Below are 16,989 nucleotides of genomic sequence, written 5' to 3'. Positions count from 1 at the left end.
TAGTTTAATAGAACGTGAGTTAAACCCTTAATGATTGCTGTGTTCTGAATGTTCCTCGTGTGAATCCTTGGAATCATTTTCTTCAGTATCAGAAGATCCGTGGTCATGACCAGCATTTTCCCCTTCAGGAGCTGGTGAAAACTCTAAGTGAGTTCCAGTGTAAGTGGATTGTCCCACATGACCAGGTTTTAATAATTCATTGAATTTTTCCTCAGTAATCGGTTTAGCAGTAGCTTTAATTTCATCTACCCACTTATCGTAATCTTTTGCTGACAATGCATTAACGTTGAACGTTTGCTGAGCAAAACCTGAACCACTGAAGTTTGAATTTCGACCCATATACTCACCTGGTACATCAGCTGCTAAGTGCAACGTATTAACCATGTCCGACATCGCGTATTTTTGTCCTCCAAGTTGTGGAATCCAGAAACTTGAGATTGGACCGAATGAGTAAAGTTTAAATTCGATTGGTCGGTTAGTCGGTATAAACAGATAGTTGACCGTTTCGATATCTTCTTCCGGATAACTAAAATGCCACTTCCAGTTGGAAGATGAAGCGTAAATGACTAAAGGTTCTTGATCTCCGTACCCTTTAGGTGTTGCCTCAACTTCATTTGTTGTTTTAACAGTAACAACGGATAGGAAAGCGACGATCAAAATTGGGATCGCAACCCAAATTATTTCAAGAACCTTACTTCCTTCAATATGAGGTGGTTCATAATCATCACGCTGTTTGGAAGCACGATATTTCATTATCATGAAGATATACAGTACCATAACGACAAGGACGACAAAGGCCATTGTCCATATCGAAATCATAATAACATCTGCTTGTGTTGCAGCTACTGGCCCTTTAGGGTCCAAGACCATTAATGGGTTATCGCAACCGGTTAGCACAGTGGCAATTGTAAAAAGTATAGTTAATAGAGCCCACTTTATTTTCATAGTACTACCCCTTTCTTACATAATAAAATTCCAATTGGTAATTATTCGGATAAAGTGTTACCATGTTCACAAACCCGACATACCAATATTAATCCCAAGTGTAAAAAAAGACAATATAAAGTGACATCTGTCACATAAAGTTCAATAAAGAGCAGTAAGAAGATGGTAAATGAACAGAAATGTTCGAAAATCTTCAGCAAATGAAATATAATAATTGTTTAATAAATTACCTATGGAAAATTCACTTATTAGTACAGGATTGCTGACAGTTCGGTCACTTTCCGTTTAATATTATTCTAATATAATGAAATGAAATTTCCACATTTTATTCACCGCGTTTATTGCCTTAAGACTTATAAAGATTATGAATTATATTACCTATCCTGTTAATTAGGTATCTATCGTTGGAAAACATGATTTATAGCGGATTTTTTTCACTCGGCCATGGAAGTTGGTAAATGGTAGCCGCATTATACAAGATGTTGTTTCCATGCTTCAATACCCTTATGGTCCAACACTGGTCAATATTATATATATATAAGGAAATAACGAGTGTGAAATGTAATTGGCTTTATTCTCCTCGCAATACTTATTGCCCTGTCAGTATTCCTAAACAGCCGTTTAGCAGTAGTCTTGGGGGAAGTAATTCAGAGGTCAGTCAAACTAGTTACATCTAGTCAAGTTGTTTATCAATCAATATCAGTAGGACAGGACAAAAACCATTTTACAAAAAAATACATTTGGTGGTTCAAAAAACTCCGCTTTTGGAAACTCACTACTCAAAATCAACGACATCCCTTTTGTATCTTCAAAGAAAAGTGCATAAAAAAACCACAAAAAAAGGACTTTTTAAAAGTGTCCTTTTCTCGTGGATATAGTTCAAAATGCAAAGTGAAAACTTCCTGGCGTTCAGGCAGTTTGGTTTGAATGTCCAAGCACATCGTATGTATTTCAAATACAAAGGGTTACTTGAAATATTTTTTTGGTACATGACGAGTGCAGTATATTGTATTGAATGAAAAAGTTGCCAACTAATAATTAATCCAAGTCCTCCACAAAATGAAAGCGCATTCAATCATTCGGATCACTTTGACTCAATTTCTTTAGACAGGCGTTCATCCATGTTAGTAAATCTGATGATAGAATGCAAGTTCATTATGCTATATTCCTCGTTTTAGTTACTGAATTCTGTACTTCTTTTTGTTTGAGTGTTAGCCTTTGACTTCATTTTTATGATTTTAGTCGTTTCCGGTACAATTCTTTCACCTTTATGTGTTTTCATTACCATTTCTTCTGTCAGGACAAAAAATATACCAACTAGAAAAATTGCAGCTGCGCTTAGTGTGATGGCGATTCCAACGGCGGTAAATATATAATCTTTATTGTAATCGCTTACAAAGAAACTTAAAGCAAAAATAATAATTCCGATTACACAGCCTGTGCCCGATACCCATTTCACTGCATCTAACATCTTCTGATTAGCTTCCATAATTTCATCCCCTTTCTTTCTATTTTATGACATTTCACAAATTTGTCAAATCTTTTCTATATTTTAACATATTCACTATGAAAAACTTGACAAATAAAACACGCTACTATTAACTTTTAGGTATTAAAGACTATATTAAAAAATCTACAAAACAGTGTAAATGCACTATCTATTTTTTCCGATATTAACCTTTTGTATACTATTAAATAGGGGTTTATACAATTCGAACGACTCCAGGCACTCGCTTTCCCCGCAGGAGTCTCGCACACCCGCTCCAATCAACTTTGTTTTAACTTTTAGATAAAAACTTTTAGCCTAAATCTTTATTGTTACAAGTATGGTATATGTTGGATTACTTTAAGGGCACTTAAAGATTGTCGATGCAGGCGATGCTTACTTTCGCTGCCTTTAATTTAAAGAAGACGGCAAAATGGACATGGTAAGTTCCAAAATCGCCTAAAATTCAAAGGAAAAAGGGGTTCGGAATTTTTTATTCCGAACCCCTTTTGTCTACAAACTGAGGCCCCTGATGAAAAATCAGGGGCCATACCTCTTACTATGGTTTTTGCAAGGTTAACGTTACCGTTTTCTCTTCAGTACCCCGATATACTTTAACCTTTACTTTATCGCCGATTTTCTTATCTGTATATAAGTACTTCCTTAATGCAGCGGCTGTATTTATTTTCGTTCCATCAATTTCAACGATGATATCCTGTTGCTTAAGCCCTCCATTCGCCGCAGCCGATCCCGCTTCTATACTCGTCACCATTACACCGGACTTTACGGCTTCAGGAACATTTTGAATGTAATATTGCGGCAGTTCTTCCATACTGGCCAAGCTGACTCCTAAATATGGACGCGTGATTTTTCCATTTTCAATCAGCTCCGTAACAATCGGAATCACATCATTGCTTGGTATGGCAAACCCTAAGCCTTCCACACCGTTTTCGGAAATCTTCAAGCTGTTTATGCCGATCACTTCCCCAGCGGTGTTGATCAAAGCACCGCCGCTATTGCCAGGGTTGATCGCTGCATCCGTTTGAAGGACATCAAGTTCCCACTCCCCGTCCGAGGTATCGACTGAAATGGAGCGCCCGGTCGCACTGACGATCCCTTGAGTAACAGAACGTGAAAAATCAAGTCCAAGAGGGTTACCAATGGCCAATACTTCTTCACCTGGACGCATGCTATCAGAATTACCGAATTTAATTCCCTCCGGTGCTTTCGAGGCATCAATTGTCAAAACCGCTAAATCCGTCAAAGCATCCGCGCCGACAACCGCTGCCGTTGCTTTTTGGCCATCATACAATGAAATTTCGACTTCCTTAGCTCCTTCAATAACATGATTGTTCGTAATGATATAGGCTTTCCCATTAGCTTTTTTATAAATGACCCCTGAACCAGTGCCGCTCTCAACCGTTTCGCTCTCCGTGCTTTGCTGCTGGTACGGGTTCTGGTTTTGCATCTCCTGTAAATTCACGACCCCTACAATTGATTTGGATGCTGATTCGACCATCTCTGCCCTATCATTTGAATCCGAACTTGTCGATAACTTTTCTGCATTGACACTTCTATTCTTTTCCACACTTTCCGTTTGCTCTACCCCTGCCGTTTGGGTTGACTCATTCACTGAGTTTTTCCCTTGATCAATAAAGTCCCCGCCAAATACAAATACAGAAGATGTAACCATGGAAGCAATTGTTCCGGAAACAAGGCTAGTTAGCCAAAGAGATTTGCCCTTTTTCCGTTCTTCCTTCACCCTGACTCGCTCATCACCATTATAATTCTCCATCTTAATCCCTCCTGTGAATGTCCTTTACTTGCTTCAATCATAAACAGGAAATATTAAAAAATTCTTAAGAAATAAAGAAATAGTCAACTTTTTTAAAAAAAATAGGTTTTTCCATCGAATCCTGCTCCGTTTGTCGCCTATTCACAAAATAAAGAGACCTTAACAGGGCCCCTTTTCATCTCGATCATTCATTTATCCTTACATGACTTCATAAACTTCTTTTGTCTTCTTATTCACGCCATACCAGCCCCAAGTGGTTTTATGGCCACTTTTCTGACTAGGTTCATCCACCTCGAAAACATGAAAAATATAATCTCCCTTTTCGGAATCATGATCATGTTCGATATGCAAATTCGGGAAATTTCCCATGTCCACATAATCCTTCACAAGCTTTTCGGCCTGAGATTTACTTAATGTACTGACCGAATCCTTGCTTCCTTTGCCTTTTGTTCCCGTTGCCGCCTTATCTTCTACTTTGGATCCGTCCTCAGTTGCTTCCTCATCCTGCTCCGCTCGGTCATTCCCCTTTGCTGTTTCTATCGTGGCAGAATCTGATACCGGATTCATTTCCTCCGCCTTTAATACCATCCGTTTACCTTCCTGGTATTTTGCCTTATATGCGGTTGCTTCTTCAAAATCTCTTTTGGCCGAATCAAAATCCTGTTCGTCGTATTTCTTCATTCCACTCGCCAGCAAACCTGAAAGATCCATTAACTCTCTTGATTCCGGTGTTTTTGCTTCTTTATAAGCTAATTCAAATGCCTCGTGGGCTTCTACATAATTTTCCTCATTCAACTGACTTTTCCCTAAATCCATATTGGAATCATAATTTCTTGTTACGCATCCTGAAGTAATCAACACCAAAAAAATAACCATGATTGATCTCTTCACTATATCACTCCTCACTTTCCCAAAGCACTCTTCCATATTATTCTAATATTAAACCACATTATTAGAAATCCGATACCTCAATTTCATTAAGGAAATGTTTACTTTTATGATTAACTTTTTACAAATAGTGGTACAGCATAATAAACGTATGAAAGGATGATGTGCAGAATGATACAGGAAAAACAGACCTATCATGTCGATTTGGTCAGCGGCGACGTACTCGGACAGAAACTTGAAGAGAACCCGAGCTTCACCATACACGCAACAGATGAGGAACTCGCAGAATTAAAACAATGCTTAGAGGAACATCGTACAGATGACTTGGAGGCATATGCCCGTTCACATGTTCCATATCTTCTCTATCATCATGACCGAGCAAATGATAAATACGATGCAGCCATGAAAAAGCTTTATGCCCTCATTTATAAATTAGGCGATGAAACGGCCCGAAACCATATTGAAGAAATCGGCATATTGAAGGATAACAAATTCGAGGGTAATGAAGAAGTGCAAAAATTCAAATAAAAATATGAACAGAACCTGACATTCAAAGGTTCTGTTTTTTTATGATAAGACTCCTAAATAGAAATAATAAAAAGATCCCATTAAATGTTTAAATATTCGTAGGTAAAGTCCTTCAATCTACATATTTATCTTTCAAATATTCTGAACCAATACCACCAATGACCATCAAAGCCAATGGTAAAAAATTCAACACAGCTGGCATACTTTCTAAAATTGTAATATCTGTGCCAACAAATTTGTTAAGACCAAAAATAATTAATTTAGACACTAACAAAAATGCTCCTAGTAATAACACGGAATCAAAAAATAGTTTCCTTTTTGGAAATGCTAACTGCTTACTTTCTCGTATTATTTTTTCTTTCAATTCCTCGTCACTCCTTAATAATTCATCTATCGTAATATGAAATAAATCACTTAAATTAATGAGTACTTCAATACTTGGATAATTTTTTCCTGTTTCCCATTTGGACACAGATTGGCGACTCACATGAATCTTTTCTGCAAGATCAGTTTGTGACCAATTTCTTCTTTCTCGTTCTTTTTTTAATCGTTCGCTAAAATTCATTATGAGTTCATCGCCTTTCCTACTCCTAGTATTGTGAGATGAATTATGCAAAGTAAAGATAGTAATAAGCGCATTACTAGGCAACTTTTGGGTGACACCGAGGAAAACCTTGATATAACAAGGGTATCCGTTTAATTTTCCGGAATCGCCGTAGAAAGTTAAAACTAAAAAAGAAGTTACAGCCAGTCATCAAAAAAGGGGCGGAGACTTTGGATATAAAAAAAAAGCAGCCATGTAAGCAGCTACTTAATCATATAAGTTTTTAATCCAATAAGCCATCTTACTAACACATATATCAAGAATTAACCAATTGACTTTAATTTAAAAAAAGCCTTGTATAGACAAGACTTTTTAAAACCGGTGTAATCCCCGCTTGTTTAATTTCACGAAGCATTTTTTGCTTTTGGCCTTTGCCATTCTTCAGTATGATTCCATGAGTATAAATTTGAGAATCAAAGCATAGCGCAAACGGTTCTTTATAGAAGAAATCATTTCCTCATAATTTGTCTAAAGTTTTTTTGCATTATACTATAAACTCTGCCATAGTTGAATAAAAAAGCGTTATAGAGTCCAATTGATAAGCAATCCAGCTTGAGCTAAACCACCACCGAAACCATATAATAAAATCTTCTCACCCTTACTGAGTTTTCCTTCACTTACTCCTTTATCTAAAGCTAATGGTATTGTTGCTGAGGAAGTATTTCCAAACTCCACTAAGCTATTTAATGTACGCTCTATTGGAAAACCACTTCTATCACATATTGACTCAATCATTCTTAAATTTGCACTATGCGGAACAAACCAATCAACATCATTCAAATGAAAATCAGTATTTTCCATCACAGTTTGCATTCCTTTTGGAACAGTAGTAACAGCCCATTTATAAACTTCACGTCCATTTTGTACAAGGTTACCACTATTATTTAAGTCTTCACCATTTATACGTGTCGATAGGTTTGTACTATATAAATTTTTTCCGCCTTCTCCTTCCGAATATAAATGTGAAGAAATGAAACTTGGTTGCTGTTCATCGTATTCTACAAGAACTGCTCCTCCACCATCTCCAAATAAAATACAAGTGGCTCGATCTTCATAGTCCATAATTTTAGATAAAGTATCTGCTCCAATAACAAGAATTTTCTTGTTTAAACCAGATGTTACTAATCCATTAGCTACATGCAATCCATAGGTAAATCCTGCACAAGCAGCATTTAAATCAATAGCTCCAGTATTCTTAATACCTAGCTTTGCTTGAACTAAAGAAGCTACACTTGGCGTGTTGAAATCAGGTGTAAAGGTACAGACAATAATCATATCGACATCTTCGACAGATTTATCATACCGTTCCATTAAATCCTTTACAGCTTTATAACTTATATCACTAGTAAACTCTTCTTCATGTGCAATTCTTCGTTCTTTAATACCAGTACGTTTAACAATCCATTCATCATTGGTTTCAACCATTTTTTCTAAGTCTTTATTTGTTAACCTTTTTTCTGGAACATACGAACCTATCGCAGTAATACGTGCTTTGGATTTAAACATAGAATAACCACCTCGTGTAATGAATCGCATTATTTTTATACTTGATATTAATAGCTGGTACTAATTATAAAGCAAAAAAAATCTTATGCAACTAACTGTTCCCTTTAATCCCATAAGAAAAAGAGCTGAACGACAAAGAACGATCGCAATTGATAATATAAGAAGATTCTGCTCCTAAATAGTAAGGGATATCGTAGCCAGAACATCCTGTTAAAACATACTCATCTTGGTTGTTCTCATTTTTAATCACTTCGATAGTTTTGCACTGATGTGTTTTAATTGAATTACCTCCATATTCGTCTCTTGTGGTATCACTCGTCGCTTCCAGTGTTTCTGCATTACATGTCATATCACTAATAATCGCGTCTCCTTCTTTAGTATAGGAAACTACCCGTACCTTATCCTCTTCCCCTTTACTTACATTTTGAATAAAATCTTTAAGCCTTGTTAAGTTCTCTATACCATCGTGCTTGCTTACTATGTCTGTTTGTGCTGTTTTGAAAGGTTCACCTTCATTATCGGATTGCGATTTAGAATAACCTATCATTAAAATTAAAAATATCCCTTTCATAAATTCATTATTCCACACCCTTTCTTACCTATATGACATCATAGTTTCAAGCATTTTTGATATACTCAACTGCCGCAATAAGTGCAAAAAGAAAAGCTGCCATAAAGACAGCTCCAATCTTCAACACTCGTTCGTTCATTAAGAAACCGGTATTACCAAACCCCTTTTAACTTCCTAACGTAACGGTAACTATTCATGTTAATTAATAGTCATTTCTTTTTCCGAATAAATAATATATCAAATATCCCAATAGATTAAATAAAGTAAGGCAAGAATCCAACCAATATGTAATCGTTTATGATGATATGCATTAACACTCTCCATTAGGTAAGTACCTATACTAAAAGTGCATACTTACATACTTGCAGTGTGCACTTTATACTTAAGATAAATAATACATAAGGAGGAGAAATCTTTGAAAACGCTTGTTATCGTATCGCACCCAAGTCTAGAAACGTCCGTCATAAATAAGCGATGGGTGGAAGAACTCAGGAAATATCCTGAAAATTATACAGTACACGAATTGAATAAGGTTTACCCTGACGGAAACATTAATGCGGAAAAAGAACAGCAATTAATTGAATCGCATAGTAATCTTGTTTTACAGTTCCCTTTTTATTGGTTTAATTGTCCGCCTCTCCTAAAAAGATGGCTTGACGATGTTTTTACTTATGGTTGGGCTTATGGTTCAAATGGAGGCGATAAATTAAAGAATCGCAAAGCTGCTTTAGCTGTATCTGCTGGAATTAACAAAGAGGATTATAGTGAAGAGGGAAGATATCGCTACACACTTGAACATTTATTATCTCCCTTTGAAACTACCTTCCTATACTGCAATGCAGATTATCGATCATTCTTTGCGTTTTATGGGGCTGAAAATGAGCCTTCCGCAAGCGAATTGGAAAAAAGCGCACAAGATTATTTGAATTTTGTTGACAACCTTTAATAGGCAGTTTCATTAAAGAAGTATTTCCTTGTTTAGGAAATACTTCTTTTGATTTAATCAAAATATCTACACTTACGGCCGTATAGTCTCCTGAGCTGGCAAACTGTTTTTCTCTCCCCACTCGCACATCATATTTAACAATGGAATGAGAGAACGACCACGTTCAGATAATGAATATTCTACTTTTGGAGGTATTTGGGGAAATTCCTTGCGTATGATAAGGCCGTCGGTCTCCTACTCTTTTAACATGATGCTTAGCGTTTTAAAGGAAATGGTACCGATACTTCGCTTCAGCTGATTATGCCGCATAACCTTATTTTCAGACAGCCAATATATAATGATCATTTTATATTTGCCGCCTATTAAGGACAACGTATATCCAAAGCCAGTATCATTTGGTTTCACGCCAGTCGGAACACAGGTTTCTCGCATAAGTTACACTCTCCTTAGATAAGTATAGGATATGAATGTTCATACTTTACAATAGATCATTATCAATCTTATTAAAAGGTTAAGTAAGTTCCCTTTAAAATTTTGCTATCGTGGTCACTGTTTATACTTCAACATTGAGGGATCTCCTGCCCCGATTTTAGCGTAAGTGAAAAGAGTTCATTATTATTAGTAAAATAATGAAGATGCGAAAATTCATATCCATAACCCGTCCCTTTTTAAAAAGGAAAAATCCTGTTGCATATCCAACAGGATTTTTATCAATCTTCAAAATTCACAATTGTAGGATTTCTATCATTTCAGTGTTTTTGTTTGTAATAAGTTACCGCGAGCGCAAGGGCCAGCACTGTACCTTTGACGATATCCATCGCATAATAGGGCACAGACATCATGATCAGCCCATTTTGAAGGATTCCGATAAGAACTGCACCAACAAAGGTTCCAAAGGCATTTGGTTTTCCCGCTCCCAAAACGGAGGAACCAATGAAGGCTGCTGCAACAGCGTCCATTAAATAGGGGGATCCTGAATTGATTTCTGATGTCATGACCCTTGAAGCAAGGACAATTCCCCCAATCGCCGCAAGTAGTGCTGAAAGCAGATAGGCAAGCACTTTGTATTTATTTACCGATATCCCGGAAAGTCTCGCCGCTTCCTTATTTCCCCCAATAATGTACATATAGCGACCATGCTTCGTATAAGTCAAAAAGATATGGGTCGCTATCACAATGACTGCCATGATCAATATGATCCATGGTACCTGCCCAATTTTTGCGAAAAGCGGACTGATCAGTCCAGTAGCAAACGTTCCATCGGGCATGACCATATTTTGCGAAACCGTCGCCCCTTTTGTATAGGTAAGGGCAATGCCCTGGATAATGAACATAGTAGCCAATGTCATCAGCATATCGGGGATTCTCAATTTAACGATCATGAATGAATTCAAGGCCCCTACGACAATTGAAGCACCGATTGCAGATAAAATGGCAATCAATGTATCCTGTGAAAACCAGACGAACATTGATATGACGATAGCATTTGCCAATGATGCGACAGAACCGACGGAAAGGTCGAAGCCATCCACCGTTAAGGATATCGTAATGCCGATCGCAATGATGGTAACGATTGATATGGAACGTAGGATGTTAATCAGGTTATTGGTTTGAATGAAAGACGGATTGGACAGGGCAAAGATGCCAATCAAAATGATGATTGTCAATATTGTGCCGTATTTATAGAAAAAGTCGAACAGGTCCACTTTTTTCTTTGCTTTCGCTGTCTGTGTAACAGGAATGGGTACGCTCATCCTATTTTCCTCCTGTAGAATAGAATAGTAGTTCTTCTTCGCTGGTTTTGCTCGTTTCTAATTCAATGACAGTGCTCCCGTCATATAACACATATGTCCGATTGGTGATGCCAATGATTTCGGAAAGTTCGGATGATGCATATATGATGGCTTTCCCATTTCTCGCAAGCTGTGCAATCAATTCGAATATATCCTTCTTAGCTCCAACATCGACCCCTTTTGTGGGTTCATCGAATATATATACATCCGCATCGGCTAATAACCACTTCCCAATGGCAACTTTTTGCTGGTTACCACCTGAAAGGTTTTCGACTCTCACTTCCCCTGAAGGAGTTTTAATGTCGAGGCTCGCAATCAGTTCCTTCGCTTTTTCTTTTTCGGCCTTACGATCCACGAAGCTGAATGTCTTGCAGAATTTGCCGATACTGGCTGCAGTCAAGTTTGCCGTAACCGTTTCCTGAACAAGGACTCCTTCTTTCCTGCGTTCCTCCGGTACTAGTGCCAGTCCGCTTTTCACTGCATGATGCGGCGATTTCAAAGTAAGTTTTCGGCCATTCAGGACGACTTCACCCGCTGTGATCGAAGTATGACCGAAAAGGGCTTTACACAGCTCCGTTTTCCCAGCACCGACCAGCCCTGCCAAGCCGATTATCTCGCCTGCCTTTAGATGAAGGCTAACATTTTTAACTTTCGCTGCATCTGACAATCCCTTCACTTCCAGTACAACCTGTCCAATCGAAGAATTCACTTCAGGGAACTGTTCATCCATGGTTTTCCCGAGCATACTCTCGACCACTTCGGTTCGCGTGATTTCCTCCATTTTTCGACAAGTGACACGCTCTCCATTTCTCATGATCGTAATTTCCTCACAGATTTCAAATATCTCAGGGAGACGATGGGAAATGAAAATGATTCCCACACCTTTTTGCTTTAATTCATTTACAATTCGAAAAAGTTCTGTCGTCTCCGTATGACTTAACGGAGCAGTTGGTTCATCGAGAATCAAGAATTTGCATTCTGTCGAAACGGCCCTCGCTATCAGGACCATCTGTTTTTCAGCCAAGGTAAGGTCTCTTACCAGCTTTTTTGAAGAGACACGAATTTTCATATCATCAAGAATATAAGAGGCTTTGTTGTGCAGCTCTTTCCAATGTACCATCTGTTTTTTGCCCATGTTTTGGACCATATCATTCAACATTACATTTTCCCCAACCGTTAAATAGGGGATCAGTGCGGTATCTACTTCCTGATGCACAATTTGAATGCCTTGTTCCTGCGCCTCCTTTGGCGAACGGATATCCTGCTTCATCCCATTTAAAAAAATTTCACCTGAATAATGAACATGAGCTCCTGATAAAACTTTCATTAACGTCGATTTCCCTGCTCCGTTTGCACCGACCAATGCATGTGCTGTCCCTGATTGTGCAGAAAAATCAACTTCACTTAGCGCCTTTACCCCAGGAAACTCAATCGAGATCTTCTTCATTTCTAGTTGTGTGCCCATGTCCATCCCCCCTATTGAACAGACACTCCCTTCTACTGAAAGAGAGTGTCTCTTTTTACTTTTTATAATGGTCTTTCAAAACTTTCATCCAATCCTCTTCAAATTCTGCTGATACACCCCAGCCATCGACAATACCAGATAGATTGGACATGTTTACCGCTTCTTTTGAAGCTTGGATTTGCTTTTGTGAAATTAGTGAAGCCTTTAAGTCATATGTTTGCGGCGTTTCTTCGCCCGCTAATTTTTTTGCCAATAACCTCATATTCACTGCACCGATCAATTTGGGATCGACTGCTGCCGTGTAGGACCATGAGCTATCAGCTGATTGGATTTCCTGAAGATCTGCATTTGATACATCAATTCCATATATCTTCACTTCATCCCGGCCTGCTTCTTTAATAGCCCGTGCCGCTCCAATAGCGAAGGCATCCCATGTTGCAAATATTGCATCCAATTTTCCTTTAGGATATTTATTCAGCATTGCGGCTACTGCATTCTGTGTCTGAACGGAAGTATCAGCTGATGCCACTCCGAATCTTTCGACTTCTTTAATCCCAGGATTTTCTTTTAATTTTTCCTGATAGACTGCGTTTCGTCTTACCATTGGAGGGAAACCATCCACCCAAAGATAGGCAATTGAAGCTTTACCTTTCTGTTCTTCTATCAATTTATCAAAAGCGAGTGTTGCCAGCGCCTCATCATCCTGTGAGGTTAATGTCACACCGTCTATTTTGGATAGATCACTAATAGAATCGAAGGTGACAACGCTTTTACCTGCATCAACCAACTTTTGAACGTCATTCACTGTCGCTGCATCATCCCCATGGGAGATGATATAGCCGTCATAATCTTCCTCCAAAGCCTGGGCGATGGCATCATGGAATTTAGCCGTATCTCCATTGGCTGTATATGTATCCACTTGAAACCCTAAATCTTCTCCTTCTTCCTTCGCTCCGGCTAAGTATTGAGCCGTATGATCATCTCCGCCAATTTTACGGATCACTTTGATTTTGGCTCCTTCCCCTTCGGCAAATCTTTCCGGTACATTTTCAAATGATACCTTTTCTTCTTTCTTCGCTTCTGTAGAACTCTGCCCTGTTGAGCACCCCGTTAATAGCAAAGCCGAAGCGATGGCTGAAACGAATACCCCTTTAATAGACCTTCTCATCTTGTTCCCCCCTAAAATCTCTTATTATTCGCATCAATCAAGTTGGTGTAAATCCTAAAATAAAAACCTCTCTAGTATAGAGAGGTTTGATCAGCTGTTTTGCAGACTTGTCCCTCTCTTATCTGTCAAAACATTTCTGTTTTGCAGGATTTAGCACCAATTCCTAATGGAACGGTTGCTGGGCATCTTAGGGCCAGTCCCTCCGCCACTCTTGATAAGAGAATATATTGTAATACGTTTTTCGTAATTATCACTTTATCGGGATATAGTCATAAAGTCAATAGATTTTTGAATATTTGAAATGTTTCTGTTTATTTTTTATTTTCTTTGCAGTTGGGCTAGACGTTTTTTCTCAATTTTTTCAAGTCTCTCCAACTGACGTAATTTCACTTCAAACAAAGTGATTGGATCACGGTAAACTTCCGGATTTTCTTTCATATGCTCCAATGCTGCCTGGTAGTCTTTAATTTCAGTCTGCGTTTGTTCAATTGTTTTTTGAAGTAAGGCAAATGAACTGCGATAGAAAAGTGCAATGTCACGATCCAGGGATTTTTCAAACAACCCGAATTGGGTAAGGAAACGTTCAGTGATCATCTCAGCAACATCCAGGTAATCTTCACTTTCCAGGTATTTCTTATAACGATTGTACATATTGGCTTTATTTTGCGGTATCGCCCCAAACAGCTTTCCTGCTCCTTTAAGCAGCAATTGTGATGGAGTCCTGCGCATAAGGATATTAACGTCATCGATGCGGATACTGCTTGTCATCCGATCGGCATCACGACGCCAGTCATCCAATACTCTGAAGTCACCTGCAAGCGTAATTCGTTCTTCTTTGTATAATTCATTGAAACCAGCACTCATCTCATCCATAAATTGTTGGCTTTGTGCGAATTCCATTTGGGAACTGGCAATCCAATCTTGAAGGGAACGGTAATACTGCGGCATGATTTTATCAGATATGAATGCTTGGATCCGCTCATTCATTTCCTGGTTTAACTGTATATGGACCTGACTGAAATCACTGCTTTCGGTTAACGATTTAGAACAATCCCTCAGTAATTCAGGAATTTTGGAATAAAGTTGATTTTTCACTTCATCTTTAAGCGAACGATATGACCTTATGATATTCTCACTTTTTTCTTTTTCCAAATCAGCCAGTTGGTTGACCGCTCCATTTAGTTTGATTTCCATCTGTTCATTCCAAGAAATGGAGTGCTCACATTTACGCTCATTAGCTGCCCGTTTTTCTAACAGGTTAGATAATGTTTTACGAATGAAAGCAAGGATTTTTTCAGACCTTTTTTCTTTCCAATTATCATCTTGATAATTCGATTGAAGGAAAACTGAAAGGTCCTTCAATTGCTGCTTGCTGTCATAAAGTTTGGAGAAGGCGAATACTTTCGCATTCGGGAAGTATGCATTCACTTTATCCCATGTTTCGTCTTCCATTCGAACTGCGACTTGATCACTGTATATCGTATCCATTTTATTTAATAAGAAATGAATCGGAAGTTTCGGGGCCATCATTTGAATTTCCAATAACAGGTCCCGTTCACTTCCGGTGAATGGCGCCCGGGCATCTAGAACGAACATCAGGCCATCACTGCCATGCAAATAGCTTTGGAAGTCGGATTCCACGCTTATTTCGCCATTGAACCCCGGTGTATCCAATAATCGCAGACGATTATTTCTGAGGTAATCACTAATAAGGGTAACATCGACAATCGTCCCGCGCTGACGGCGTGTTTCATCCAATTCAGTTAACTCCATGACAGCTTTGCGATCTGTATCGGTAATTTCGAGGATTTCCAAGTCATCCCCGTCTTTGACACTTACTAGGGACGAATGATCTTCGGCAGCAATACTCTCCCCAACTATTGACTGAATAAAGGATGTCTTGCCATTTCCTGTACTTCCCACAAGTAGAAGATTGAAATTTCCGGTATCCTTAAGACCTTCGACCATCCAATTAAGCTTATTGCCAACCCTTAAATCATTCTCATCAGCCCACTGGATAATGGAATTGAATAGTTTTTCCCCCGCTTCCAGTCCGCCTCCCAATTTAGGGGATTTCACCAACAGACTTTCTGCATCCTGAATGACCAGCGCATTGATCGTATCCGGGAAGATTTCATTCCAGGACAACGCGGATGCCGCTGCAAACAGCGATAGCTCCCCATCTGCGATTTTCAGCCAGTTTTCCAGTAACCTTGGTACGACAGGACTTAAATCTTTGATTAGGTGCGTTCCTTCCAGCAGACCTGCATATGCATCCCGATAATAGACGGATAGCTCATCCCATACATCTGCGTTGTTTAATTCGATGGTATCTATCAAGTTATTAATCACTCTTAGCCATTCGAAATAAGAATCCGTATATTTATAATTTTTCCAAAGGGCAACCGTCACCTTTTCGAAACGACCCTGGTCGAGTGTGTATAGCGAGCCTAGGACCGTTGAAAAATAATCCGGATCCATCGATTGGGCAACCCCCTGCTGGATATACGTTTTCAGCACATCGAACCAGCCCATTGATTCTGTACGGATACTTTCATTCGCCGCCAATACCACCGCACTGTTCCAATCCTTTTGTTCTTCAAAAAAGGCGCGTGCAATTTCCGTGACATTCGGGTAGTCCGGTTGAAACTCGACTGCTTCTTTCACCACTTTGGAAGCCAGATCATTTCTGGATTCTACTATGTACAGTGAAAACAGTTGTAAAAGAACCTCTGTTTTCAAGACCGTTTCATTCGTATCGACGGATTTATAGATATCCTCTGCGGTTGAATACATTTCCAGTTCAAAATAAGCATCAGCGATGTTTTTCTTCGCCCATGAACCAAGTTCCCCTTCTATGTTTTCCCATTTAAAAATGGCTGCTTCATAGTCGTGGTGCTGAAAATATACTTCACCCTGAGCAAATCGAATTGCCGTTAAATCTGCTCTTTCCTTTTTTTGTTCCACGAGAAACATTTCACCCAAAGCTTGAATGGGGTGCTTCCTGGAATCCTCAATCATCGTTTCATAATATTTTTTTCCGATCAGACGTTCGTCCATCTTTATTCCCCCGATATATTTCATATTTTCAATTAAAGGATAATCACTGATTCTATAAGCCTTCTAATAGACCTAACGTTCAATCTATAGGTTCCTTTAGTTAAAAAATCATTTACAAAACCTTAAAATGTTATTTTAGCAAAACAATATGGTAACAACATTTCACCACTCTTACAATTTTAAAACAGAAACAAATGAAACTGTAATGTTTTTAATAAACCGATACAGAGATGT

Annotated in this window: 13 protein-coding genes, 1 pseudogene and 1 riboswitch; of the genes and pseudogenes, 2 read left to right on the top strand and 12 right to left on the bottom strand. The window is 38.6% G+C overall.

The window, feature by feature from the left end:
- Positions 1-27 precede the first annotated feature (27 nt).
- The 4 genes from qoxA to ACQKMH_RS23015 form a co-directional block, all read right to left on the bottom strand.
- Entirely contained in the window at positions 28-945 is a 918-nt protein-coding gene (gene qoxA, locus ACQKMH_RS23030; protein ID WP_427589695.1) for a cytochrome aa3 quinol oxidase subunit II, read from the bottom strand.
- Between the two features lie 1,174 nt (positions 946-2,119).
- Positions 2,120-2,434 (bottom strand): hypothetical protein, encoded by a 315-nt coding sequence (locus ACQKMH_RS23025; RefSeq protein ID WP_179891008.1) that lies wholly within the window; start codon positions 2,432-2,434, stop codon positions 2,120-2,122.
- A 556-nt stretch (positions 2,435-2,990) separates the two neighbouring features.
- Positions 2,991-4,226 (bottom strand): S1C family serine protease, encoded by a 1,236-nt coding sequence (locus ACQKMH_RS23020; RefSeq protein ID WP_427589694.1) that lies wholly within the window; start codon positions 4,224-4,226, stop codon positions 2,991-2,993.
- A gap of 198 nt (positions 4,227-4,424) precedes the next feature.
- Entirely contained in the window at positions 4,425-5,117 is a 693-nt protein-coding gene (locus tag ACQKMH_RS23015) for a hypothetical protein (RefSeq protein ID WP_427589693.1), read from the bottom strand.
- A 168-nt stretch (positions 5,118-5,285) separates the two neighbouring features.
- On the opposite strand from ACQKMH_RS23015, the gene ACQKMH_RS23010 reads away from it, so the two are divergent.
- On the top strand, positions 5,286-5,642 hold the full coding sequence (locus tag ACQKMH_RS23010) for a hydrolase (RefSeq protein WP_427589692.1): 357 nt from the start codon (positions 5,286-5,288) through the stop codon (positions 5,640-5,642).
- A gap of 112 nt (positions 5,643-5,754) precedes the next feature.
- Here the strand turns inward: ACQKMH_RS23010 and ACQKMH_RS23005 are convergent, their stop codons facing one another.
- The 3 genes from ACQKMH_RS23005 to ACQKMH_RS22995 form a co-directional block, all read right to left on the bottom strand.
- Positions 5,755-6,207 (bottom strand): helix-turn-helix domain-containing protein, encoded by a 453-nt coding sequence (locus ACQKMH_RS23005; RefSeq protein ID WP_427589691.1) that lies wholly within the window; start codon positions 6,205-6,207, stop codon positions 5,755-5,757.
- A 561-nt stretch (positions 6,208-6,768) separates the two neighbouring features.
- Positions 6,769-7,752 carry a ketoacyl-ACP synthase III gene (locus tag ACQKMH_RS23000; RefSeq protein WP_427589690.1) on the bottom strand — a complete coding sequence of 328 codons (984 nt, stop codon included), beginning with the start codon at positions 7,750-7,752 and terminating at the stop codon, positions 6,769-6,771.
- 91 nt (positions 7,753-7,843) lie between these two features.
- On the bottom strand, positions 7,844-8,341 hold the full coding sequence (locus tag ACQKMH_RS22995) for a DUF4362 domain-containing protein (RefSeq protein WP_427589689.1): 498 nt from the start codon (positions 8,339-8,341) through the stop codon (positions 7,844-7,846).
- Positions 8,342-8,738: 397 nt separating this feature from the next.
- Here ACQKMH_RS22995 and ACQKMH_RS22990 point away from each other — a divergent pair, with 397 nt between their 5' ends.
- Complete coding sequence (locus ACQKMH_RS22990; RefSeq protein WP_427589688.1) at positions 8,739-9,269, top strand: NAD(P)H-dependent oxidoreductase; 531 nt, start codon at positions 8,739-8,741, stop codon at positions 9,267-9,269.
- Between the two features lie 72 nt (positions 9,270-9,341).
- Here ACQKMH_RS22990 and ACQKMH_RS22985 read toward each other — a convergent pair.
- From ACQKMH_RS22985 to ACQKMH_RS22965, 5 genes and pseudogenes are all read right to left on the bottom strand, one after another.
- Positions 9,342-9,701, bottom strand: a pseudogene (locus ACQKMH_RS22985) (winged helix-turn-helix transcriptional regulator).
- A gap of 317 nt (positions 9,702-10,018) precedes the next feature.
- On the bottom strand, positions 10,019-11,023 hold the full coding sequence (locus tag ACQKMH_RS22980; protein WP_427589687.1) for an ABC transporter permease: 1,005 nt from the start codon (positions 11,021-11,023) through the stop codon (positions 10,019-10,021).
- A 1-nt stretch (position 11,024) separates the two neighbouring features.
- Positions 11,025-12,527 carry a sugar ABC transporter ATP-binding protein gene (locus tag ACQKMH_RS22975; RefSeq protein WP_427589686.1) on the bottom strand — a complete coding sequence of 501 codons (1,503 nt, stop codon included), beginning with the start codon at positions 12,525-12,527 and terminating at the stop codon, positions 11,025-11,027.
- 55 nt (positions 12,528-12,582) lie between these two features.
- Positions 12,583-13,695 carry a sugar ABC transporter substrate-binding protein gene (locus ACQKMH_RS22970; RefSeq protein WP_427589685.1) on the bottom strand — a complete coding sequence of 371 codons (1,113 nt, stop codon included), beginning with the start codon at positions 13,693-13,695 and terminating at the stop codon, positions 12,583-12,585.
- Positions 13,696-13,810: 115 nt separating this feature from the next.
- Positions 13,811-13,916: riboswitch (SAM riboswitch) on the bottom strand.
- A 97-nt stretch (positions 13,917-14,013) separates the two neighbouring features.
- Positions 14,014-16,755 (bottom strand): GTPase domain-containing protein, encoded by a 2,742-nt coding sequence (locus ACQKMH_RS22965; protein WP_427589684.1) that lies wholly within the window; start codon positions 16,753-16,755, stop codon positions 14,014-14,016.
- Positions 16,756-16,989: the final 234 nt, after the last annotated feature.

The organism is Peribacillus sp. NPDC097895 (assembly GCF_050277555.1).
GTDB lineage: Bacteria > Bacillota > Bacilli > Bacillales > DSM-1321 > Peribacillus.
The sequence above is the reverse complement of the archived record's forward strand: the minus strand, read 5'-3'. Positions and strand labels throughout refer to the sequence as shown.

What these genes read in the sequence shown, in the direction of transcription:
- qoxA (WP_427589695.1), bottom strand. Translation starts at nt 945, where the DNA reads ATGAAAATAAAGTGGGCTCTATTAACTATACTTTTTACAATTGCCACT.
- ACQKMH_RS23025 (WP_179891008.1), bottom strand. Translation starts at nt 2,434, where the DNA reads ATGGAAGCTAATCAGAAGATGTTAGATGCAGTGAAATGGGTATCGGGC.
- ACQKMH_RS23020 (WP_427589694.1), bottom strand. Translation starts at nt 4,226, where the DNA reads ATGGAGAATTATAATGGTGATGAGCGAGTCAGGGTGAAGGAAGAACGG.
- ACQKMH_RS23010 (WP_427589692.1), top strand. Translation starts at nt 5,286, where the DNA reads ATGATACAGGAAAAACAGACCTATCATGTCGATTTGGTCAGCGGCGAC.
- ACQKMH_RS23005 (WP_427589691.1), bottom strand. Translation starts at nt 6,207, where the DNA reads ATGAATTTTAGCGAACGATTAAAAAAAGAACGAGAAAGAAGAAATTGG.
- ACQKMH_RS23000 (WP_427589690.1), bottom strand. Translation starts at nt 7,752, where the DNA reads ATGTTTAAATCCAAAGCACGTATTACTGCGATAGGTTCGTATGTTCCA.
- ACQKMH_RS22980 (WP_427589687.1), bottom strand. Translation starts at nt 11,023, where the DNA reads ATGAGCGTACCCATTCCTGTTACACAGACAGCGAAAGCAAAGAAAAAA.
- ACQKMH_RS22975 (WP_427589686.1), bottom strand. Translation starts at nt 12,527, where the DNA reads ATGGGCACACAACTAGAAATGAAGAAGATCTCGATTGAGTTTCCTGGG.
- ACQKMH_RS22970 (WP_427589685.1), bottom strand. Translation starts at nt 13,695, where the DNA reads ATGAGAAGGTCTATTAAAGGGGTATTCGTTTCAGCCATCGCTTCGGCT.
- ACQKMH_RS22965 (WP_427589684.1), bottom strand. Translation starts at nt 16,755, where the DNA reads ATGGACGAACGTCTGATCGGAAAAAAATATTATGAAACGATGATTGAG.